General features: G+C 72.9%; 20 protein-coding genes and 1 pseudogene. 1 reads left to right on the top strand and 20 read right to left on the bottom strand.

Annotated features, from left to right (window positions below; all coding sequences use genetic code 11):
• Positions 1-9: 9 nt before the first annotated feature.
• The 20 genes and pseudogenes from lepB (GA0070621_RS00955) to ftsY form a co-directional block, all read right to left on the bottom strand.
• Complete coding sequence (gene lepB / locus GA0070621_RS00955) at positions 10-642, bottom strand: signal peptidase I (protein WP_091190546.1); 633 nt, start codon at positions 640-642, stop codon at positions 10-12.
• A gap of 9 nt (positions 643-651) precedes the next feature.
• A pseudogene (gene lepB, locus GA0070621_RS00950) lies at positions 652-1,517 on the bottom strand (signal peptidase I).
• Positions 1,518-1,707: 190 nt separating this feature from the next.
• Positions 1,708-2,067, bottom strand: coding sequence for a 50S ribosomal protein L19 (rplS, locus tag GA0070621_RS00945; protein ID WP_091190539.1), 360 nt, complete (start codon positions 2,065-2,067; stop codon positions 1,708-1,710).
• A gap of 143 nt (positions 2,068-2,210) precedes the next feature.
• Entirely contained in the window at positions 2,211-2,984 is a 774-nt protein-coding gene (gene trmD, locus GA0070621_RS00940) for a tRNA (guanosine(37)-N1)-methyltransferase TrmD (RefSeq protein ID WP_091190535.1), read from the bottom strand.
• 16 nt (positions 2,985-3,000) lie between these two features.
• Positions 3,001-3,552, bottom strand: a complete 552-nt coding sequence (rimM, locus tag GA0070621_RS00935) for a ribosome maturation factor RimM (RefSeq protein WP_091190533.1) — start codon at positions 3,550-3,552, stop codon at positions 3,001-3,003.
• On the bottom strand, positions 3,552-3,812 hold the full coding sequence (locus GA0070621_RS00930; protein ID WP_172967834.1) for an RNA-binding protein: 261 nt from the start codon (positions 3,810-3,812) through the stop codon (positions 3,552-3,554). Before GA0070621_RS00930 ends, rimM begins: the two co-directional genes overlap by 1 nt.
• Complete coding sequence (rpsP, locus tag GA0070621_RS00925; protein WP_091190529.1) at positions 3,787-4,233, bottom strand: 30S ribosomal protein S16; 447 nt, start codon at positions 4,231-4,233, stop codon at positions 3,787-3,789. Before rpsP ends, GA0070621_RS00930 begins: the two co-directional genes overlap by 26 nt.
• Before the next feature lie 240 nt (positions 4,234-4,473).
• A complete protein-coding gene (locus GA0070621_RS00920; protein WP_091190526.1) occupies positions 4,474-5,121 on the bottom strand; it encodes a DUF402 domain-containing protein in 648 nt (215 codons plus the stop codon).
• A 72-nt stretch (positions 5,122-5,193) separates the two neighbouring features.
• Complete coding sequence (gene proS / locus GA0070621_RS00915) at positions 5,194-6,600, bottom strand: proline--tRNA ligase (protein ID WP_091190520.1); 1,407 nt, start codon at positions 6,598-6,600, stop codon at positions 5,194-5,196.
• Between the two features lie 70 nt (positions 6,601-6,670).
• Complete coding sequence (locus GA0070621_RS00910) at positions 6,671-7,750, bottom strand: amidohydrolase family protein (RefSeq protein ID WP_091190517.1); 1,080 nt, start codon at positions 7,748-7,750, stop codon at positions 6,671-6,673.
• 133 nt (positions 7,751-7,883) lie between these two features.
• Positions 7,884-9,437, bottom strand: coding sequence for a signal recognition particle protein (ffh, locus tag GA0070621_RS00905; protein WP_091190515.1), 1,554 nt, complete (start codon positions 9,435-9,437; stop codon positions 7,884-7,886).
• Between the two features lie 124 nt (positions 9,438-9,561).
• Positions 9,562-10,218 carry a response regulator transcription factor gene (locus GA0070621_RS00900; RefSeq protein ID WP_091190512.1) on the bottom strand — a complete coding sequence of 219 codons (657 nt, stop codon included), beginning with the start codon at positions 10,216-10,218 and terminating at the stop codon, positions 9,562-9,564.
• Positions 10,215-11,342 carry a sensor histidine kinase gene (locus GA0070621_RS00895; protein WP_091190510.1) on the bottom strand — a complete coding sequence of 376 codons (1,128 nt, stop codon included), beginning with the start codon at positions 11,340-11,342 and terminating at the stop codon, positions 10,215-10,217. The genes GA0070621_RS00900 and GA0070621_RS00895 overlap by 4 nt, the downstream gene beginning before the upstream one ends.
• Before the next feature lie 20 nt (positions 11,343-11,362).
• Positions 11,363-12,184: an ABC transporter permease subunit gene (locus tag GA0070621_RS00890; protein ID WP_091190507.1), complete on the bottom strand. Its 822-nt coding sequence runs from the start codon at positions 12,182-12,184 to the stop codon at positions 11,363-11,365.
• Complete coding sequence (locus tag GA0070621_RS00885; protein WP_091190505.1) at positions 12,174-13,076, bottom strand: ABC transporter ATP-binding protein; 903 nt, start codon at positions 13,074-13,076, stop codon at positions 12,174-12,176. Before GA0070621_RS00885 ends, GA0070621_RS00890 begins: the two co-directional genes overlap by 11 nt.
• Before the next feature lie 90 nt (positions 13,077-13,166).
• Positions 13,167-15,482 carry a [protein-PII] uridylyltransferase gene (locus tag GA0070621_RS00880; protein WP_091190502.1) on the bottom strand — a complete coding sequence of 772 codons (2,316 nt, stop codon included), beginning with the start codon at positions 15,480-15,482 and terminating at the stop codon, positions 13,167-13,169.
• A gap of 12 nt (positions 15,483-15,494) precedes the next feature.
• Positions 15,495-15,833, bottom strand: coding sequence for a P-II family nitrogen regulator (locus GA0070621_RS00875; protein ID WP_067307311.1), 339 nt, complete (start codon positions 15,831-15,833; stop codon positions 15,495-15,497).
• A 25-nt stretch (positions 15,834-15,858) separates the two neighbouring features.
• Positions 15,859-17,220 carry an ammonium transporter gene (locus GA0070621_RS00870; protein ID WP_091190499.1) on the bottom strand — a complete coding sequence of 454 codons (1,362 nt, stop codon included), beginning with the start codon at positions 17,218-17,220 and terminating at the stop codon, positions 15,859-15,861.
• A 227-nt stretch (positions 17,221-17,447) separates the two neighbouring features.
• Positions 17,448-18,311: a phosphotransferase gene (locus tag GA0070621_RS00865; protein WP_197673934.1), complete on the bottom strand. Its 864-nt coding sequence runs from the start codon at positions 18,309-18,311 to the stop codon at positions 17,448-17,450.
• A gap of 7 nt (positions 18,312-18,318) precedes the next feature.
• Positions 18,319-19,500 (bottom strand): signal recognition particle-docking protein FtsY, encoded by a 1,182-nt coding sequence (gene ftsY, locus GA0070621_RS00860; RefSeq protein ID WP_091190493.1) that lies wholly within the window; start codon positions 19,498-19,500, stop codon positions 18,319-18,321.
• Between the two features lie 148 nt (positions 19,501-19,648).
• Between ftsY and GA0070621_RS00855 the strand changes: the two genes are divergently transcribed.
• The gene (locus GA0070621_RS00855) at positions 19,649-21,418 is read left to right on the top strand and encodes an alkaline phosphatase D family protein (RefSeq protein ID WP_091190490.1); all 1,770 of its coding nucleotides are present in this window, start codon (positions 19,649-19,651) and stop codon (positions 21,416-21,418) included.
• Positions 21,419-21,421: the final 3 nt, after the last annotated feature.

The raw sequence follows: 21,421 nt of genomic DNA, 5'->3' as shown, positions 1-21,421 counted from the left end.
CCTCCGGGCTCAGGAATTGGGGATCCCGTCGAACTGCTTCGGCACGGTGAGCCAGGTCGCCCGGCTGGGCGGCCAGAAGATCGTGAAGGCCCGGCCGACCACCTGGTCCTCGGGGATGGTGGCCTCGTTGATGTCCTCGCCGGACTGCTGCCAGTGCTCCAGGGAGTCGCCGGAGGCCTCCCGGTGATCGCCCATCACCCAGAGCCGCCCCTGCGGCACGGTGATGTCGAAGTCCTGGTCGGCCGGCTTGTTGCCCGGGAAGATGAACGGCTCGTCGATCGGCTTGCCGTTGATGACCAGCCGCTCCTGCGGGCCGGTGCGGTCGCAGCAGACCACGTGGTCGCCGCCGACGCCGATCACCCGCTTGATGAAGTCCTCGCCCTTCGGGTTGCCGCTCCAGGCGGTGGGCGCCTTGAAGACGATCACCTCGCCCCGGTGCGGCGAGCGGAAGTCGTAGACCAGTTTGTTGACCAGCACCCGATCGTCGATCTTGAGAGTGTTCTCCATGGACGGCGACGGGATGAAGAAGGTCTGCAGCACGAAGGCACGTACCAGCACTGCGACCAGGATCGCCACGCCCAGGAGGATGGGCAACTCCTTCCAGAAGGAGCTGCGCGGTTTTTCGGTCTGCTCGTCGATCACGGGAGGAGCCTACGTTGCCGGGCAAGGCGCGGTCGCCCCGAACGCGCGAGAACGGAGAGCGCGGCCGTGACCGGGATGACCAGGACCACACCGCCCGCCGGGTCGGGATCCACCGGCACCGGCCGGGCCGGCGCCGCGTCCGGTTGCGGCAGGTCGGTGAAGGTCTGCGGTACGGGCAGGGTGGCCCACCGCTGCGACGGCCACACGATCATGAAGGCCCGGCCGACCACGTTGCTGACCGGCACCGGCCCCTGGCACCGGGCGTCCTGGGACACCAGCCGGTGGTCGCCCATCACGAAGATCTGCCCCGGCGGTACGACCACCTCGGTGAACTGCCGGGAGCGGCACTCCCTCGCGTTCGGCGGCAGGTCGTCCGGCGAGTCCTCGGACACGTACGACTGCTCGTCCAGCGGCACCCCGTTGACCACGACCCGGCCCTGGTCACAGCACCAGATCCGGTCACCGGGAACGCCGATGACCCGCTTGATGAAGTCCTTCTCCCCCGGGCGGCTGATGCCGACCAGGTCGCCGAGGGTCCGACCGACCCGTCCGACGAAGTTGGTCGGCGGCGCCGGGGCCTCCTGGGCCACCCACCTGTCGGTGCCCCGGAAGACCACCACCTCGCCGCGCGCCGGCTCGCGGACGTCGTAGACGACCTTGTTGACCAGCACCCGGTCGCCGATGAGCAGGGTGTTCTCCATCGACCCGGAAGGGATGAAGAACGCCTGGAGCAGGAAGGTGCGGATCAGCACCGCCAGGCAGAACGCGACGACCAGCAGCAGCGGCAGCTCCTGCCAGAGGGGCAACTGCCGGCGACGCCGGGATCGCCGGCGCCACGGATCGACGGTGCCGTCCTCGTCAAGCATCTGCACCATGCCACTCTCCGGTCCGCGGAAACGACACTACCGCCCGGGAGTCTCGCCAGGAGACCCCACGGGCGGTAGTGGATCGTCGTGCCACCGCGAACGAGCGCGGCGCGCCGTCCCACTGCGCCCGTACGACCAGGGTAATGCGCTCCGATCGATACGACATCCGCGCAGTTCAGGCGGCGTGGCGAGCGGAGATTCAGCTCGCCGGCTGCTTCTCGCGAAGCTCCTTGATCTTGGCCTTCTTGCCGCGCAGCTCGCGCAGGTAGTAGAGCTTGGCGCGGCGCACGTCACCGCGGGTGACGATCTCGATCCGGTCGATCGCCGGGCTGTTCAGCGGGTAGGTCCGCTCCACACCCACGCCGAAGCTGACCTTGCGGACCGAGAAGGTCTCGCGCAGACCGTCACCCTGGCGACGGATGACGACGCCCTGGAAGATCTGGACCCGGGACCGGTTGCCCTCGACGACCCGGGCGTGCACCTTGACGGTGTCACCAGCACGGAAGTCGGGGATGTCAACGCGCTTCGACTGGGCGTCAAGGGCGTCCAGGATGTTCATCGCTGCGTCCTCGTAAGGCTCACGGCGCACCGTCAGTCGATGCGCGAATGGGTGATTCTGACCCCCGGGTGGCGACCGGCGACGCCGGCCCCGGTCGAGGGTCCTCGCAGCCGCCCACGGCGTGGACGGATGCGGCAACCCCTCTACTTTGCCACATCCCCCGGCGGCGGCTGAAATCCACCCCGGTCCAGGGTCGCCCGGTCCCGCTTGTCCAGGCTTTCCGGGGGCAGCGCGGCGATCATGTCCGGGCGGCGGGCGGCCGTACGCAGCAGCGACTCGTCGCGCCGCCAGCGGGCGATCCGCCCGTGGTCGCCGGAGCGGAGCACCTCCGGCACCTCGTGCCCACGCCAGGTCGCCGGCTTGGTGTACATCGGCGCCTCCAGCAGCCCGTGGGCATGCGACTCCTCGTCCAGCGAGCCGGCGTTGCCGAGCACCCCGGGCAGCAGCCGGGTGACCGCCTCCAGGATCACCAGCACGGCCACCTCGCCGCCGAAGAGCACGTAGTCGCCGAGGGAGACCTCGGTCACCCGCATCCGGGTCGCCGCGTGGTCGAGCACCCGTTGGTCGATGCCCTCGTACCGGCCGCAGGCGAAGAGCAGGTGCGGCTCGGCGGCCAGCTCGTGCGCCAGTGCCTGGGTGAACCGGACGCCGACCGGGGAGGGCACCAGCAGCCGGGGCGGGGGTGCCTCCGCCGGCGCGAGGGCGTCCAGCGCCTCGCCCCACGGCTCCGGCCGCATCACCATGCCGGGCCCACCGCCGTACGGCGTGTCGTCGACCGTGCGGTGCACGTCGTGGGTCCAGGTCCGCAGGTCGTGTACGGCCAGCCGCAGCGTGCCGGTCGCCCGGGCCTTGCCGATCAGCGACAGTTCCAGCGGGGCGAAGTACTCAGGAAAGATCGACACGATGTCGACGCGCATGAGGGGCTGACTCCAACTACAGGTCGAGCAGGCCAGCGGGCGGGTCGACGACGACGCGACCGCCGGCGAGGTCCACCTCGGGCACGATCGCCTTGACGAACGGAATCAGCGCGGTACGCCCCTCGGGGCGCCGCAGCACCAGCAGGTCGGAGGCGGGGGCGTGGTCGATCCGGGCCACCTCGCCCAGCCGCTCGCCAGCCGGGGTGACCACGGAGAGGCCGACCAACTGGTGGTCGTGGAACTCCTCCGGGTCCTCCGGCAGCGCGACGTCGGCGCTGTCCACCCCGATCAGGGTGCCGCGCAGCGCCTCGGCGACGTCGCGGTCCAGCACACCCTCGAAGGCGACGAGCATCCGGCCCTGGTGCCAGCGCGCCGCCTCGACCGTCAGTTCCGCCGGAACCTGGTATGCCTCGGGCTCGACCTGCTCGGCCTGACGCGTCGCTCCGGGCACGGTGCGGAGCACCATGCCCGGAGCGAACCGCGCTTCGGGCTCGTCGGTCCGCACCTCCACGGTGACCTCACCGCGGATCCCGTGCGGCTTACCGATCCTGCCGACGACGAGAAGCATCAGTACGAGTCGACGATGTCGACGCGTACTCCGCGCCCGCCGATGGAGCCGATCACCTGGCGCAGCGCCTTGGCGGTCCGGCCGGACCGCCCGATCACCGTGCCGAGGTCCTCCGGGTGTACGCGGACCTCAAGCCGCTTACCCCGGCGGGAGTCGACCATCCGCACCCGGACGTCGTCCGGGTGATCGACGATTCCCTTGACCAGGTGCTCCAGGGCGGGACGCAGCGCCATGTCAGGCCTGCTCGCCGGACTCTGCACCGGTCTGCTCCTCGGCCTTCGGCGCCTCGGCCTCCGGCTTGGCGGCCTTCTTGGCCGGCTTGGCCGGGGTCTCCGCGATGCCGGCGGCGGCCTTCGCCTCGGCCTCGTACGCCGCCTTGCGGTCGGCCCGCTCCGGGGCGACCTTCAGCGGAGCGGGGGCCGGCAGACCCTTGAACTTCTGCCAGTCACCGGTCAGCTCCAGCAGGCGCTGCACCGCCTCGCTCGGCTGCGCGCCGACGGAGAGCCAGTACTGGACCCGCTCCGACTTGACCTCGATCACCGAAGGGTCCTCCTTCGGCTGGTACACACCGACGAACTCGATCGCCCGGCCGTCGCGCTTGGTGCGCGAGTCGGCGACGACGATGCGGTACTGCGGGTTGCGGATCTTGCCCATCCGCAGGAGCCGGATCTTTACGGCCACAGTTGTTTCGCTCCTGTTGCGATTTCACCGGCCCGTACGGGCGGTGTGGCGGGTGAGCGCCGACCGGCACAGTGGGGTTGGGCCGGAGACTGCTCGGTCAACTGGCGACGCGCCCGGGTTAGAGGGCGCCGGACGCGCGCCGGATACCAGCGACCCATTCTGCCAGATCCGACCCCGATCTCTCACACCGGACCCGGACGGTAACCCCGGAGTCAACCTCCGGGTGAGGTACGACACGCCTCAGCGGACCGGCGGCCGATCCCAGCCCGGCGGAAGCTTATCCGGTACGTCCCATTCGGCGGGCGGCACGAAGTCGCACCAGGTGCCGTCGAACGGGAACTCCCCCGCCTCGGCGAGCCGGATCACCCGCTCCCCCTCGGCGCGTACCGCCTTCTCGTCGGCCACCCAGTAGTGCTCCGGGACGGCGAGTCGTTCGACGAACTCCTCCTCGTCCTTCCACGCCCAGCTCAGGTCGGGGTGGACCACCACGTCGAGGTCCTGGTCCACCACGTCGACCCCGGCCACCGGGCCGTCGTCCCAGCGGACGCCCGGCTCCTCCAGATTGACGTACCAGTTGCGGAACCCGCCCTCGGCGTCCTGGAACCACCAGACCGAGTGGGCCGCGCCGGTGGGCAGGAACTTGAGCAGCGGCGGCCCGTTCCAACGGCCCTCGGCGAGCCGGTAGCGGAAGGTGATCCACTCCACGAACGGCATGGCCCGCATGCCCAGCCCCGCCTCGGTCACCTCGTTGGCCACCGGCGTGTCCCGGGCGATCCAGAGCAGCAGCCCCCGGTCGTCGTCGAGGACCACCCGGGCCGGCCGGACCCAGCCGATCCGGCCGTTGCGGACGTTCCGGTGCATGATCAGCCGACCTGGCTCGAAGCGCACGTCACCACCCCAGGGGTCTGCCGGGCCCCTTCCTCCACCTCAGGAGTCGAGACAGGGGCCCCTTCTTACACCTCAGTAGGCGCGGGCCAGGACGGCGACCAGGTCCGGCTCGGTTTCGGAGTCCGGCACCGAGCCGTCGGCGCGCAGCAGGCACCGGACGGTGACGCCCTGGGCGTTCGCCTCGGCCTCGCCCTCGACGCCGACCGCCGACCACGGCACCCGGGCCCAGCCGGTGGCCGCCACCTCGATCGCCTCGGCCAGGGTGGCGACCTCGGTGGTGCGGGACTGCCGGAAGGCGAGGGCCTGGTCGTGCAGCGCCTGCTGGTCGGCCTCTAGCGCGGCCAGGACCGCGCCGACCACGTCGGCCACCGGCGTGGCGGCCTTCGAGCCGTCCGTACGCCGGACCACCACCGCGTTGCCGGCGGCCAGGTCGCGGGGGCCGACCTCGACGCGGACCGGGTAGCCGCGCAGCTCGGCGTCGACGGCCCGGCGGCCGAACGCGGTGTCGGTCCGGTCGTCCAGCGCGACCCGGACCCCGGCGTCGCGCAGCGCGTCGCGGAGCTTGGCCGCCGCCTCGCTCACGCCCTCGCCGTCCTTGACGATCATCACGTACGCCTGGACCGGCGCCAGCCGCGGCGGCACCCGCAGGCCGTTGTCGTCGCCGTGGCACATGATCAGGCCGCCGAGCATCCGGGTCGAGGTGCCCCAGGAGGTGGTCCAGGCGTGCTCCCGGCCGCCTTCGGCCGAGGAGTAGCTGATGTCGAACGCCTTGGCGAAGTTCTGGCCGAGTTCGTGGCTGGTGCCCAGCTGGAGCGCCTTGCCGTCACCCATCATGCCTTCGCAGGTGTAGGTGGCGGTGGCCCCGGCGAACCGCTCACGGGCGGTCTTCAGGCCGACCACCACCGGGATGCCGAGCACGTTGACCATCAGGTCCTCGTACGCCTCGTGCAGGATCTTGCGGGCGTAGGCCCGAGCGTCCTCCCGGGTGGCGTGCGCGGTGTGCCCCTCCTGCCAGAGGAACTCGCTGGTACGCAGGAAGATCCGGGGCCGCAGCTCCCACCGGACCACGTTCGCCCACTGGTTGAGCAGCAGCGGCAGGTCCCGGTACGAGTCGATCCACTTGGCCATGAACTCGCCGATCACCGTCTCGCTGGTGGGGCGGACCACCACCGGCTCGGCGAGCTGCTTGCCGCCGCCGTGGGTGACCACCGCCAGCTCCGGCGAGAAGCCCTCGACATGCTCGGCCTCGCGCTTGAGGTAGCTCTCCGGGATGAAGAGCGGGAAGTACGCGTTCTCCGCGCCGGCCGCCTTGATCCGGCCGTCCATCTCGGCCTGCATCCGCTCCCAGATGGCGTAGCCGGCCGGTCGGATGACCATGGTGCCCCGCACCGGGCCGTTGTCGGCCAGCTTCGCCTTGGCGATCAGGTCCTGGTACCAGCGGGGAAAGTCCTCCGCGCGGGGAGTGAGCACGCGTGCCATGAGGGCACATCCTATGCGCCACCCGCGCTGTCGGTACGCCCGGGAGCCGGCCTCGCCGTGTCGCGCCGGCTCAACGGATGACGCGACCGCGCAGGACGATGCGGGACGGGGTGCGGACCACCCGGAGGTCGCGGCGCGGGTCCTCGGGGTAGACGACCAGGTCGGCGAGGCCGCCCTCGACCAGGCCGGGGAAGCCGAGCCACTCCCGGGCCCGCCAGGAGGCGGCGGCGAGGACGTCCTCGGCGGACATGCCGGCGCGCTCGTGCAGCAGCAGCATCTCCTCGGCGGCCAGCCCGTGGTCGATGCCCCCGCCGGCGTCGGTGCCGACGTAGACCGGCACCCCCGCCTCGTACGCGGCCCGGACCAGGTCGGGGAAGCGGTCCCGCAGGGCGAGCATGTGGTCGGCGTACCCGGGGAACTTCGGGCGGGCCTGGTCGGCGATGTGGCCGAAGGTCTGAATGTTGATCATCGTGGGGACCAGCGCGGTGCCCTGCCGGGCCATCAGGTCGATCAGGTCGAGGCTGAGGCCGGTGCCGTGCTCCACCGAGTCCACCCCGGCCCGCACCATGATCTCCACAGCCGACTCGCTGAAGGTGTGCACGGCGGCGCGTACCCCGGCGGCGTGTGCGGCGGCAACGGCGGCGGTCATGGTGTCCGCGTCCCAGGCCGGCGCGAGGTCGCCCACGCCGCGGTCGATCCAGTCGCCGACCAGCTTGACCCAGCCGTTGCCGGCGGCGGCCTGCTCGGTCACCGTCGCGGCCACCTCGGCCGCGCCGACCTCCACCCCGATGTCGCGCAGGTACCGCTTCGGCGGCGCGACGTGCCGGCCGGCGCGGGCCAGTCGCGGCAGCTCCGGGTCGTCGTCGAGTTCCGGGTACGGGTACGGCGAGCCGGCGTCCCGGATGGCGAGCACCCCGGCGTCCCGGTCGACCCGGGCCAGTTCGCGGGCCTGCTCGAAGGAGGTGATCGGGGCGCCGCCCCGGGCGATGCCGATGTGGCAGTGGGCGTCGGTCAGGCCGGGGAGGACGAAGCCGCCGTCGGCGACGGTCTCCGCGCCGGGCACCGGTTCGAAGGTGACCCGGTCGCCGACCAGCCAAAGATCCCGGACCTCGTCGTCCGGCAGGAGCACACCGCGCACATGCAGAGCCATGCGCACAGTCCTACCCCATCACTCCTCGTCGGAGACGAGCAGGTCGATGCGCCGGGCGGCGAGGGCGGGCAGTTCGACGGAGGGGGCGACATGATCCTGGATGCCGATCATGTCGCCCGCCGTCACCCGCACGCTAGCGGGGCTTCTTGTCGCCGCCCTTGCCGAGCTTGTTGAAGTCGATCTTCGGGAGCTTGAAGCCCGGCGGCAGGCCCTGGGCGCCGGCCAGGTCGCCCGGGTCCAGGCCCGGCGGGAGCTGCGGCATACCGCCCGGGAAGCCCCCCGGCAGCCCCGCCCCGGTACGCGGCCGGCCGCCGCCCTTGGTGCCCTTACGCTTGTTCTTCGGCGACTTGGTCGCCTTGCGCCGGCCGGCGCCGGGCAGGCCCATCATGCCGCCCATCTGCTTCATCATCTTCTGCGCGTCGGCGAAGCGGTTGAGCAGCTGGTTGACGTCCATCACGGTGACGCCGGAGCCGTTGGCGATCCGGGCCCGCCGGGAGCCGTTGATGATCTTCGGATTGGTGCGCTCGGCCGGGGTCATCGACCGGATGATCGCGGTGACCCGGTCGAAGTGCTTGTCGTCCAGCTCGGCGAGCTGGTCCTTCATCTGCCCCATGCCGGGCATCATGGCCAGCACGTTGGCGATCGGGCCCATCCGGCGCACCGCGATGAGCTGGTCGAGGAAGTCCTCCAGGGTGAAGGTCTCGCCGCCCACCAGCTTGGCGGTCATCTTCTCCTTCTGATCGGCGTCGAAGGCCGCCTCGGCCTGCTCGATCAGCGTGAGGACGTCGCCCATGCCGAGGATCCGGCTGGCCATCCGGTCGGGGTGGAAGACGTCGAAGTCCTCCAGCTTCTCGCCGGTGGAGGCGAAGAGGATCGGCTGCCCGGTGACCTCCCGGACCGACAGCGCGGCACCGCCGCGGGCGTCGCCGTCGAGCTTGGAGAGGACCACGCCGGTGATGCCCACGCCGTCGCGGAACGCCTCGGCGGTACGCACCGCGTCCTGACCGACCATCGCGTCGATGACGAAGATGACCTCGTCGGGCTGGACCGCGTCGCGGATGTCGGCGGCCTGCTGCATCATCTCGGCGTCGATACCGAGCCGGCCGGCGGTGTCGACGATCACGATGTCCCGGGCGGCCCGCTTGGCGTGCTCGATCGAGGCGCGCGCCACCTGGACCGGGTCGCCGACGCCGTTGCCGGGCTCCGGGGCGTACACCTCGACGCCGGCCCGGCCACCGAGCACCTGGAGCTGCCCGACCGCGTTGGGGCGCTGGAGGTCGGCGGCGACCAGCAGCGGCTGGTGGCCCTGGGTCTTGAGCCAGCGGGCCAGCTTGCCGGCGAGGGTGGTCTTGCCGGAGCCCTGGAGACCGGCCAGCATGATCACGGTCGGCGGGTGCTTGGCGAACTGGAGCCGCCGCCCCTCGCCACCGAGGACCGCGACCAGTTCCTCGTTGACGATCTTGACGATCTGCTGCGCCGGATTCAGCGCCTGGGAGACCTCGGCGCTGCGGGCCCGCTCCTTGACGTTCGCGATGAAGCCCTTGACCACCGGCAGGGCGACGTCGGCCTCCAGCAACGCCATCCGGATCTCGCGCGCGGTGGCGTCGATGTCGGCGTCGGTGAGCCGGCCCTTGCCGCGGAGCTTGGTGAAGATCCCGGAGAGGCGGTCACTCAAGGTGTCAAACACGCGAACATCCCGTTTGTCGTTTTTCGGCGGGCACAAGTCGGCCGGCACGCACAAGGCCGGCTACCCGCAAGGGTAACGGTCCCGCCCACCCACTGCTTCCCGCCGGCCGGACCCGATCGGAAGATCAGGAGGCCACCAATCCCGACTGGTACGCGAAGACCACCAACTGGGCCCGGTCCCGGGCGGCCAGCTTGACCATGGCCCGGCTGACGTGGGTACGCGCGGTGGCCGGGCTGACCACCAGTCGCTCGGCGATCTCGGCGTTGCTCAGTCCCTCGCCGACCAGCCCCACCACCTCCCGCTCCCGGTCGGTGAGGGTGCCGAGCCGAGGGTGCGGTCGGGGCACCCGGGCGGGCCGGGTGGCGAACTCCCGGACCACCCGCCGGGTCACCGACGGCGACAGCAGCGCCTCCCCCTCGGCGACCAGCCGGATCGCCCGCAGCAGCTCGGCCGGGCGGGTGTCCTTGGTGAGAAAGCCGCTGGCCCCGTGCCGGAGCGCGTCGAAGACGTACTCGTCCAGCTCGAAGGTGGTCAGCACGACCACCCGGGTACCGGCCAGCCCGGGGTCGGCCACGATCCGCCGGGTCGCCTCGATGCCGTCCACGCCCGGCATCCGGACGTCCATCAACACCACGTCGGGGCGTTCCCGCCGGGCCAGCTCGACCGCGCCGAGCCCGTCGGCCGCCTCGCCCACCACCGTCAGGTCGTCCTCGCTCTCCACCAGGGCACGCAGCCCGATCCGGACCAGGTCCTGGTCGTCGGCGAGCAACACCCGGATCATGCGACCTCCTCCGCCGGCAGTGTGACGTACACCCGAAAGCCGCCGGCGGGTCCGGGGCCGGCGGCGAACGACCCGCCCAGCACGGTCACCCGCTCCCGCATGCCGGCCAGGCCGTACCCGCCGACCCGGTCCGGCCCGGCTACCGGGCCGCGCCCGGTGTCGACGACCTCGATGGTGACCTCGTCGGGCGCGTACCGCAGCCGGACGGTGGCGGTGGCCGGACCGGCGTGGCGCAGCACGTTGGTCAGCGACTCCTGCACGACCCGGTACGCCGCCAGGTCCACGGCGACCGGAAGCGGGCGGGGCTCCCCGCCGACCTCGACGCTGACCGGTACCCCGGCGCCGGCCAGCCGCTCGCGCAGCTGCGGCAGCTGGTCCAGCCCGGGGGCCGGCGACCGTTCGTCGGCCGCCTCGTCCCGCCGGACCACGGTGAGCGTCACCCGCAGCTCGTCCAGCGCCTCCTTGCTGGTCCGGCTGATCGCGGTCAGCGCCGCCTCGGCCTGCTCCGGCCGCTTGCCGAGCAGGTGCAGGGCGATCTCCGCCTGCATGTGGATGGCGGCGAGACCGTGCCCGACCACGTCGTGCACCTCCCGGGCGACCCGCAGCCGCTCGGCGTCGGCCAGCCGACGGGCCTCGTCGACCCGCCCCCGGGCGGCGCTCTCCCGGGTCAGCCGGACCGTGGTGCCGACCGCGAACGGGACGACCACCCAGGCGGCGACCGGCATCAGGCCGGTCAGGCCGGTCGGACGCACCCCGGCGAAGACGTGCGCCACCAGCCCCACCAGCGCGGCTCCGCCGGCGAGCGCCGCGGTCCGCAGCGGCCGGTACGCGGCGACCGTGTACACCGCGACGAAGAACGAGATCAGGATCGGCCCGTACGGGTAGCCGAGCACCAGGTACGCCGTGGTCGCCGCGGTGACCACGGCCAGGGTGGCCAGCGGCCACCGCCGCCGGCCGGCCAGGGCGAGCGCGGCCACCACGACCAGCGGGTACGTCGCCCGGCCGATGCCCACCCCCTGGTTGAGGCCGGCCGGCTCGGTGCCGAACAGCCCGAAGACGACCAGGGCCAGGGCGAGCAGGGCGTCGAAGACGCCGTCGCCCCAGCCGCCCCGGTTCCGGTCCACGCCGTCCCTCCCCGCCGGTCTCAGCCGATGTCCCGCCGGCGTAGCAGCGCCGCGCCGACCACCGCGAACGCGACCAGATAGGCCGCCACCACCATCGCCGCCTGCCCGCCGCCGACGGTCGCCACGACGCCGGGCGTGTCGCCGGGCGCGCCGAGCGCCGCCGCCAGCGACCCGGCGTTCGGGCCGGGCAGCCCCTTCTGGAGCTGGGCCACCCAGTCGAGCAGGGGCGCGGCGAGCGCGGCGAGCAGGTTCTGCACCGCGAGCATCCAGACCAGCCCCAGCCCGACCGGCAGCGCCACCGCCCGCAGCGCGACGGCGAGCACCGCACCGAGCATGGCCCACATCGTCGCGACGAGCCACCCCGCGCCGATCCCGGTGAGCAGGTCGCCGACCGACGGCCAGTGGACCGGCTGCGACTCGGCGACCGCGATCAGCACACTCGACACCGCGCCGACGGCGAAGATCGAGAGCACCACGGCGAGGGCGGCGGCGGCCAGGACGAGCAGCTTGCCCGCGTACACCTCCAGCCGGGTGGGCCCCTGGGTGAGCACGGTCTTCCAGGTGCCCCAGGCGTACTCGCCGCCGACCGTGAGCACGCCGAGGATCAGCACGATCGCACCCAGGAAGACCGGCAGCCCGCCGAGCGAGTTCCCGACCAGCCGGTCGGGCAGCAGCATCGGCAGGGTCCGGTCGGTGTTCGGGCCGGACGTCCCACCGGCGATGCTCGCGTACGGGAAGACGTAGGTGAAGACCAGGGCGAGCACCAGCGTGATGGCCAGCAGCAGCCACGACGCCGGCCGGCGGACCAGCTTGACCGCCTCGGCGCGGAAGCTACGCGACATCGGCCGTTCCCTTCTCGATGAGGTCGAAGAAGACCTGTTCCAGATCCCGCTCCCGGGTACGCAGTTCCCGCACCGCCACCCCAACGCCGACCAGCTCGGCGTTGAGCCAGGCGGCCCGCCCCGGCTCGACGGAGAGCTCCAGCCCGCCGTCGACCACCCGTACCCGTTCGGCGCCGACCAGCTCCCGGGCCCGCGCCGCCGCCTGGTCGAGCGGGTCGGCGAGCACCCGCAGCACGGCCGCGCCGCGCAGGTCGGCGACGCTGCCCTCGGCGATCAGCCGCCCCCGGGAGATCACCCCGACCCGGTCGCAGACCTGCTCGACCTCGCCGAGCAGGTGGCTGGAGACCAGCACCGTGCACCCGGACCCGCCGAGCCGGCGGATCAGCGTGCGCATGTCGGCCATGCCCGCCGGGTCGAGGCCGTTGGTCGGCTCGTCCAGGATCAGCAGGCGCGGGTCCTTGAGCAGGGCGGCGGCCACGCCGAGCCGCTGTTTCATGCCCAACGAGTAACCGGCGTACCGGTCGCCGGCCCGGTCGGTGAGGTCGACCAGGTCGAGCACCAGCGCCACCCGGTCCGCGCCGACCCCGGCGTAGCGGGCGAGCACGCGCAGGTTCTCCCGCCCGGACAGGTACGGGTAGAAGGCGGGCCCCTCGATCAGCGCCCCGACGCCGGTGAGCCGGCCGGCGCCGGGTGGCCGACCGAGCAGCCGTACCGTGCCGGCGGTGGGGCGGACCAGCCCGAGCAGCATGCGCAGGGTGGTGGTCTTGCCGGCGCCGTTCGGACCGAGGAAGCCGTACACCTCGCCGGAGCGGACGGTCAGGTCGAGGTCCCGCACGGCGGTCAGGCCGCCGTACCGTTTGGTGAGCCCTTCGGTGTGCACTGGCAGGTTCATGTCCCGAGCGTGCCGCCTACCGGGCCGGGCATCGTCGCCCCACGAGCGGCACCCCGCGTACGCCCCGGGACGTATCCCCTCGGGCGGCGCCTACACCGCGGCGAGCACGGCGGCCTCGACGCGCTCCCGGTCCGCGTCGGAGGGCCAGCCGCCGACCAGGTAGAAGGCGTCCACCACGTCGCCGCCGAGGGTGGAGATCCGGGCCGCCCGTACCTGGGCGCCGGCCTCGTCGAGGGCGCAGGTGACCCGGTAGAGCAGCCCGGCCGCGTCGGCGGCGCGCAGCTCCAGCAGCACCGCGTCGGTGGCCGCCTCGCGGTGCCAGACCACCCGCGGCGCGGCGCCCTGGCCACGGGCGGCGAGCGCCCGGCCGCGCAGCCGCTGGGTGACCGAGACGTCGCCGCCGACCGCGCGGCGCAGGTCGGCGGTGAGCGCGACCGGGTCGGGCGCCAGGCCGTAGCGGGGCTGGACCCGGCACTCGACCAGGGCCCGGCCGTCTACCGTGGCGGCGTCCGCGGAGATCACCTCCAGCCGGTGCAGGGCCAGGCAGCCGGCCACCGTGGCGAGCAGGCCCCGCCGGTCCGCGGCGGCCACCGACACCCGGTCCTCCCCCAGGTGTACGACCGGCAGCGGCCCCGCGACCAGCGCCGGGTCCGGGGCGGGCGGTGCCGGCACCACGCCGGTGTCGAGGGCGGTACGCACCCGGGCGACCAGCTCGGCGATGAGCCGCCCCTTCCAGTCCGACCAGGCGGCCGGCCCGGTGGCGGCGGCGTCGGCCCGGACCAGGGCGTGCAGCAGGTCCAGGGTGGTGGTGTCGCCGACCTGCTCGGCGACCCCGGCGACGGTCTTCGGGTCGGACAGGTCGCGCCGCGTCGCCACGTCGGGCAGCAGCAGGTGCAGCCGGACCAGCGTGCCGATCAGCGCCGCCTCGGTGTCGGGCAGCCCGATCCGGGTGGCCACCGCCTCGGCCAGCGGCGCGCCGATCGTGCTGTGGTCCGCGAAGGTGCCGGCGGGCTCGGGACCGCCGGAGTCCCCGGCGGCCAGTCCCTTGCCGATGTCGTGCAGGAGCGCGCCGAGCAGCAGCAGGTCGGGGCGGTCCACGTCGCGGGTGTGCCGGCTCGCCTCGTACGCGGTCTGCACCAGGTGCCGGTCGAGGGTGAACCGGTGCACGGGGTTGTGCTGGGGCAGGCTGCGCAGCCGGGTCCACTCGGGCAGCCAGCGGTCGACCAGGCCGTACCGGTCGCAGGTCTCCCAGGCGGGCACCAGGCCGGGACCGGCCCCGAGGAGGGTGATCAGCGCGGCCAGGGCGGCCGGCGGCCACGGCGCGGGCAGCGGCGGGCAGTAGGCGGACAGCCACTCGCAGGTGGCCCGGGCGATCGGCAGCCGGGTGACGGCCGCCGCCGCGGCGACCCGCAGCGACAGGCTGGGGTCGGGTCGGGCGCCGATGGCGGTACGGGCGAGCACCAGCTCGCCGTCGTGTTCGACGACGTCCCGGGCGACCGGTCGGCGCACCGGCCGGCCGTCGGCACCCCGGCGGCGGCCGGAGCGCAGCCGGTCGGCGGCCCGCCAGGCGTCGTCGAGGGCGTGGCTGACGGTACGGGCGTCCCCGGCGACCCGGCGCAGCAGCGCGTCCCCGTCTTCCAGCCCGAGCAGCTTGGCGACGCCGTCGCGTTCCTGGGCGACGAGTCGGTCGACGCGGCGGCCGACCTGCTGGTGCAGCGCGTCGCGGGTGTCGAGCAGCCGCCGGTGGGCGGCGCGGACGGCCGGGCGCAGCGCGTCGGTGACGCCGGCGGTGGCGATGGCGCGCAGGATGCCCACGTCACGCAGCCCGCCGGCGGCCTCCTTCAGATCGCCTTCGAGCAGGAAGGCCAGCTCGCCGTGGGTCGCCCAGCGCGCGGTGGTGATCTCCCGCAGCCGCGGCAGCTGCCGGACGGCGGTACGCCGCCAGTGGTCGGTGGCGGTACGGATGAGCTGGTCGGCGAGCGCCCGGTCGCCGGCGAGGTAGCGGGCGTCGAGCAGGCCGAGGGCGACCTTCACGTCGTCCTGGGCGACGGAGAGCGCCTCGGCGACGGTACGGACGGAGTGGTCGAGCCGCAGGCCGGCGTCCCAGACCGGGTACCAGAGCGAGCCGGCCAGTTCCTCGATGCCGGGCACCCCGGCGTGCAGCAGCACCAGGTCGAGGTCACCGTACGGGGCGCACTCGCGCCGCCCCAGCCCGCCGACCGCGACGAGAGCGATCCCCTCCCGATCTGGAAAGAGCGAGCCCAGCCAGGCGTCGAGCGCCTCCGCCCGGGCCGCCCGCGCTTCCGTCCCGACCCCGCCGGGTACGCCGACGACCTCGTTGATCAAGAGGTTTGCGTCACCGCTGCCCGGGTGTCCGGACGCGTTCCCCTTGGTCAACGAGGTCATCGAGCGTGTCTCCTACAGCGCGTCCAGGCCGCGTTCGCCGGTGCGGACCCGGACGACCTCCTCGACGCCGGTCACCCAGACCTTGCCGTCGCCGATCTTGCCGGTCCGGGCGGCGGCCACGATGGCGTCGACGACCTTGTCCACGTCCATCTCGTCGGTGAGCACCTCGACCCGGATCTTGGGCAGGAACTCGACCGTGTACTCGGCGCCCCGGTAGACCTCGGTGTGCCCCTTCTGCCGGCCGTAGCCCTGGACCTCGCTGACGGTCAGGCCGGCCACGCCGAGGGCGTGCAGGGCCTCCTTCACCGCGTCCAGCTGGTACGGCTTGATGACCGCGGTCACCAGCTTCATGTCCATCCCCTCCATCCCAGGAACGTTAACCGGCGACCTTCTCGCTGACCGGCTCGGCGGGCTCGTCCACCTCGTCGGTGGCTGCCGGGGCCGGCTTGGCGGCGCCGATCCCGGCCATCGCGAACGCGCCACCGGCGCCGCCGCCGGTGGTCGGCGACAGGTCGTACGCGCTCTCCGCGTGCTCGGCGACGTCGATGCCCTCGACCTCCGCCTCGGCGGAGACCCGGAAGCCCATCGTCTTGTCGATCACGAAGCCGAGGGCGTAGGCGACCACGAAGGAGTAGACCGTCACGATCAGCGCGCCCAGCGCCTGCTTGCCGAGCAGGCTGGCGTTGCCGCCGACCAGCAGACCGTCGCTGGTCACCAGCGAGCTGACCGAGGCCGTGCCGAAGAGGCCGATCCAGAGGCAGCCGATCCACCCGCCGACGAAGTGCACGCCGACCACGTCCAGGGAGTCGTCGTAGCCGAACCGGTACTTCAGGCCCACCGCGAGGGCGCAGGCCGCACCGGCGACGAGGCCCAGCAGCACCGACGCGGCCGGGGTGATGAACGCACACGCCGGGGTGATCGCGACCAGGCCGGCCACCGCGCCCGAGGAGGCGCCGACCAGGGTCGGCTTGCCGTCGCGTACCCACTCCACCACGATCCAGCCGAGCAGGGCGGCGGCCGTGGCCACCTGGGTGTTGATGAAGGCCAGCGCGGTGACCCCGTCCGCGGTCAGCTCGGAGCCGGCGTTGAAGCCGAACCAGCCGAACCAGAGCAGCGCGGCGCCGAGCGCGACGAACGGGACGTTGTGCGGCTTGGCGCTCTCCCGGGGCCAGCCGACCCGCTTGCCGAGGACCAGCGCCAGGGCGAGCGCCGCGGCACCGGCGTTGATGTGCACCGCGGTGCCGCCGGCGAAGTCCAGGGCACCGATGTCGCCGCCGATGAGACCGCCGCCCCAGACCATGTGGGCAACCGGGAAGTAGACCAGGGTGGCCCAGCCGAAGGCGAACACCAACCAGCCGGCGAACTTCGTCCGGTCGGAGAGCGCGCCGCTGATCAGGGCCACGGTGATGACGGCGAACATCATCTGGAAGGCGATGAAGACGTAGATCGGGATACCGGTCTCGCCCCAGAGGTCGTTCTCCCCGACGAACGTCTTGGTGCCGAGGTACTGCCCCAGGTCGCCGATGAACTTGCCGCCCTCGCCGAAGGCGACGGTGAAGCCGTAGAAAAGCCACAGGATGCTGATGAGCCCGATGGACGAGAAGCTCATCATCATCATGTTCAGTACGCCCTTGGACCGGTTCAGCCCACCGTAGAACAGGGCCAGACCGGGCGTCATGAGCAGCACGAGCGCAGACGACAGGAGCAACCAGGCGGTGTTGCCGGTGTTGATCTCCACGCTGCCTCCTCTCGGTGTGGATGTCCTCCCTCCGACTGATTCCTGGCAGCGTCGCCCGTCAGCCGGTTGCGCGGAAGCTTGGCCGCCGGCTGTTTCCTGCACCGACACCGCTCGATTTCCGTCGCGTGACGGGTTGTTTCCGGCGTGTGAAGAACGCCGATCTTGGGCCGGGAAAACAGGAGAAGTGGCCGTCCCCGGGAGGAATCGGCCACTTCTGCCCGCCGGAGTCAGCGCAGCGCGTACTCCAGGGCGTGCCGCTCGTAGTCGAGCAGCCGCAGGTCACGCATCGGGCGGCGCAGGTGGCCCTTGTGCACGATCCGGACGAACGCCGGCTCCCCGGCCGCGGCCATCCGGCGGATGCCCTCGACGTGGTCCACGACCCGCTTGCGGATGGTCCGGACCAGCCGGTGCCGGTCGCGCGGGATCAGCCCGTACGCGTCGGCGAAGAGCCGCAGCCGGCGCGGCCGGTCCGGGTGCTTCCAGCCGAGGGTGATCGAGTCCCGGTCGGCGAAGATCGGCACCCAGGTCCAGGCCGCGTACGCCACGTCGTAGATCCGCGCGCCCGGCGAGGCCAGGTCGAAGTCGATCAGGCCGAGGGTGCCGTCCGGCCGCCAGATCACGTTGTGCGGGGCGGCGTCGTGGTGGCAGATCACCTCGGTGTCCGGCGGGGGCGGGCCGAACGAGCGCCAGACCGCGCCCGGCGGCGGGGTGAAGCCGTACTGGGCGTCGTGGAACATCCGCAACATGGTGGCCACGGTCACCAGCGCCTCGTCGGTGACCCAGTGCGGGGCCAGCGGATATTCCCCGCACTCCCCCTCCAGGTACGACAGGACCTCCCGGTTGCGCTCGTCCATGCCGAGGGCGCGGGGCGCGCCGGTGAAGCCGACGTACTCCAGGTGCCGCAGCAACGCGTGCACCGAGGGGGTCCACGGGCCGGCGTTGCGCCGCACCGTGTCGCCCACCCGGACCACGGTGCTGACGTTCCCGCCGTGCAGCGGGATCTCCTGTGAGGTCACGTACGGTCTCCCGAGGCGCGGCGACGGGTGGCTGGGGTCGCGCCACCCCGCGTAGGCGCGATCGTCAGTCGTCACGTCGAGGCTACGCGTCCCGGGCGAGCGGCTCGGTGCCGAGCAACGCGTCGACGAACTGTGCCGGGTCGAACGGGGCCAGGTCGTCCGGGCCCTCGCCGAGGCCGACCAGCTTGACCGGGATGCCGAGCTTGCGCTGCACGGCGATCACGATGCCGCCCTTGGCGGTCCCGTCGAGCTTGGTCAGCACCACGCCGGTCACGTTGACCACCTCGGTGAAGACCCGGGCCTGCTCCAGGCCGTTCTGGCCGGTGGTGGCGTCGAGCACCAGCAGGGTCTCGTCGATCGGGCCGTGCTTCTCCACCACCCGCTTGACCTTGCCCAGTTCGTCCATCAGGCCGATCTTGTTCTGGAGGCGGCCGGCGGTGTCCACCAGCACGGTGTCGACCCTGGTGTCGATGCCCCGCCGGACCGCGTCGAAGGCGACGCTGGCCGGGTCGGCGGCCTCCGGCCCGCGTACCGTCTCCGCGCCGACCCGGCTGCCCCAGGTCTCCAGCTGGTCGGCGGCGGCGGCCCGGAAGGTGTCGGCCGCGCCGAGCAGCACGGTGCGCCCGTCGGCGATCAGCACCCGGGCGATCTTGCCGCAGGTGGTGGTCTTGCCGGCGCCGTTGACCCCGACGACGAGCACCACGGCCGGCACGTCCACCTTGGGGGCGGTCCTCAGCGACCGGTCCAGGGCCGGGTCGAGGGCGTTGACCAGCTCGGCGGCGAGCAGGGCGCGCAGCTCCGTGGTGGAGCGGGTGCCGAGCACCCGGGTCCGCTCGCGCAGCCGGTCGACGATCTCCCGGGTGGCGTCGATGCCGACGTCGGCGGTGATCAGGCTGTCCTCGATCTCCTCCCAGGCGTCCTCGTCCAGGTGTTCGCGGGTGAGCAGGCCGAGCAGGCCCCGCCCGAAGACGCTCTGCGAGCGGGACAGCCGGGAGCGCAGCCGGACCAGCCGGCCGGCGGTGGGCTCGGGCACCTCGATGGTGATCGCCGGCGCCTCGACCACCGGCGGCTCGACCAGCACGCCGGTGGAGACCTCCGGCACCGCCTCGACCGGCGGGGCGGCCAACTCCTCCTCGGCCCGGGTCTCGACCTCCGTCTCCGGCGGCGGCGCGGGGCGCCGGCGCAGCCGGGGCACCACGAGGCTGAGGCCACCGAGGATCAGCACGCCGAGCAGGGCGATGATGATGAGGAGGTATTCCTTCATGCCCGAAATCCTGTCAGATCGCGGCGACGGCGTCCCAATCACCGCCTCCGTGCCCGCGAGCGGGCTGCCGGTACGCTCGCCGCAGCCAGGCGTGCCGAAGGCGCCGTCCGGGTAGGAACGGTGAAACATTCTCCCTCGGAGGTGCTCCGTGCCCAGCTCTCGCCTGCTCATCGGCCCGTTGCTGAGACGGGTCGTCGGCACGCGGGCGACCGTCTGGGTGGAGACCAGCGCGCCCGCGGTGGTCACCGTCCGCACGGCCGGCGGCGCCACCGGCACCGCGCCGACCTTCTCGGCGTACGACCACCACTACGCGATCGTGGTGGTGGCGGGGCTCACCCCGGACAGCGCCACGACGTACCAGGTGCTGATCGACGACGAGGTCGCCTGGCCGGTGCCGGAGAGCGGCTTCCCGCCCAGCGTGATCCGGACCCGGGCGGCCGACGACCGGGACCAGCCGGTGACCCTGCTCTTCGGCTCGTGCCGGGAGACCACCCAGCACGCGACCGCCCGGAGGCTGCCCCCGGACGCGCTCGACGCGTACGCCCGGCGGTTGATCGCCGACCCGGATCCCGCCGCCCTGCCCGACCTGCTGGTGCTGCTCGGCGACCAGGTCTACGCCGACGTCACCTCGCCGACGGTGCGCAGGCTGCTCAGGCGGCGTCGGCGCCGGCCGGCGGGTGCCCCGGCCACCCAGGTGGTCAGCTTCGACGAGTACACCAAGCTCTATCTGGAGTCCTGGCGCGACCCGGAGATCCGTTGGCTGCTCTCCACCGTGCCCAGCGTGATGATCTTCGACGACCACGAGGTGATCGACGACTGGAACACCTCGGCGTCGTGGCGGGCGGACATGCGTGGCCGGCCGTGGTGGGCGGAGCGGATCCGCAGCGGTCTCGCCTCGTACTGGGTCTACCAGCACCTGGGCAACCTCGCCCCGGACGAGATCGCCGCCGACCCGGTGTACGCCAAGGTCGTCGCCGCCGAGGACGCCACCGCTGTGCTGCACGAGTTCGGCGAGCGGGTCGACCGGGAGGCCGACGTCGCGCACGACACCGAGCCGAGCTGGTCTTCGGCCCGCGACTGCGGGGCTCGCTCCGCTCACTCCTCGCACGTGCCCTGGCGAGCCCGCAGTTACCAGTGGAGCTACGCCCTGGACCTGGGGCGTACCCGGCTGGTGATGCTGGACAACCGGTCCAGCCGGGTGCTGGAGTCCGGCCACCGGGCGATGCTGCCGCCGGGCGAGTGGTCGTGGTTTCTCGACCGCGCGCACGGCGTCTACGACCACCTGGTGGTCGGCGCCTCGCTGCCCTGGCTGCTGCCGCCCGGCATCCACCACGTCGAGGCGTGGAACGAGAGGCTCGCCGACTCCCGCCGGCGCTGGGTGGCGAGGCTCTCCGAACGGCTGCGCCGGGCCCTGGACCTGGAGCACTGGGCGTCGTTCCGGCGCTCGTTCGACGCCCTCGGCGAACTCTTCGCCCGGCTGGGCAGCGGCACCCCGGCCGAACCCGGGGCGCGGGTCGGCGCCGGTCCGGCGTACGCGCCACCGGCCTCGATCAGCGTGCTCTCCGGTGACGTGCACCACTCGTACGTGGCCCGGGCGCGGTTCGCCGACCGGACCGTACACACCCCGGTGCACCAGCTCACCTGCTCGCCGATCCACAACCAGGTGCCGGCGGCGATGCGCCCGCTGATGCGGCTGGGCTGGAACCCGGGACCGGCCGCCGCTACCTGGGCCCTCGCGCGCTCCGCCGGGGTGCGCCGGTCGAGCGTGCGGTGGCGGAGGCTGGCCGGGCCGTACTTCGGCAACGCGGTGGCCACGCTGACCCACCGGGGCCGGTCGGCCGAGGTGGTGATCGAGGGCACCACCGCCGACGGACGGCTCCGTGAGGTGGCTCGGCAGCCCCTCAGCGCTGACGCGTGAGTA

Source organism: Micromonospora narathiwatensis (assembly GCF_900089605.1).
Taxonomy (GTDB): Bacteria; Actinomycetota; Actinomycetes; order Mycobacteriales; family Micromonosporaceae; genus Micromonospora; species Micromonospora narathiwatensis.
This window is presented reverse-complemented; position numbering and strand designations above follow the sequence as displayed.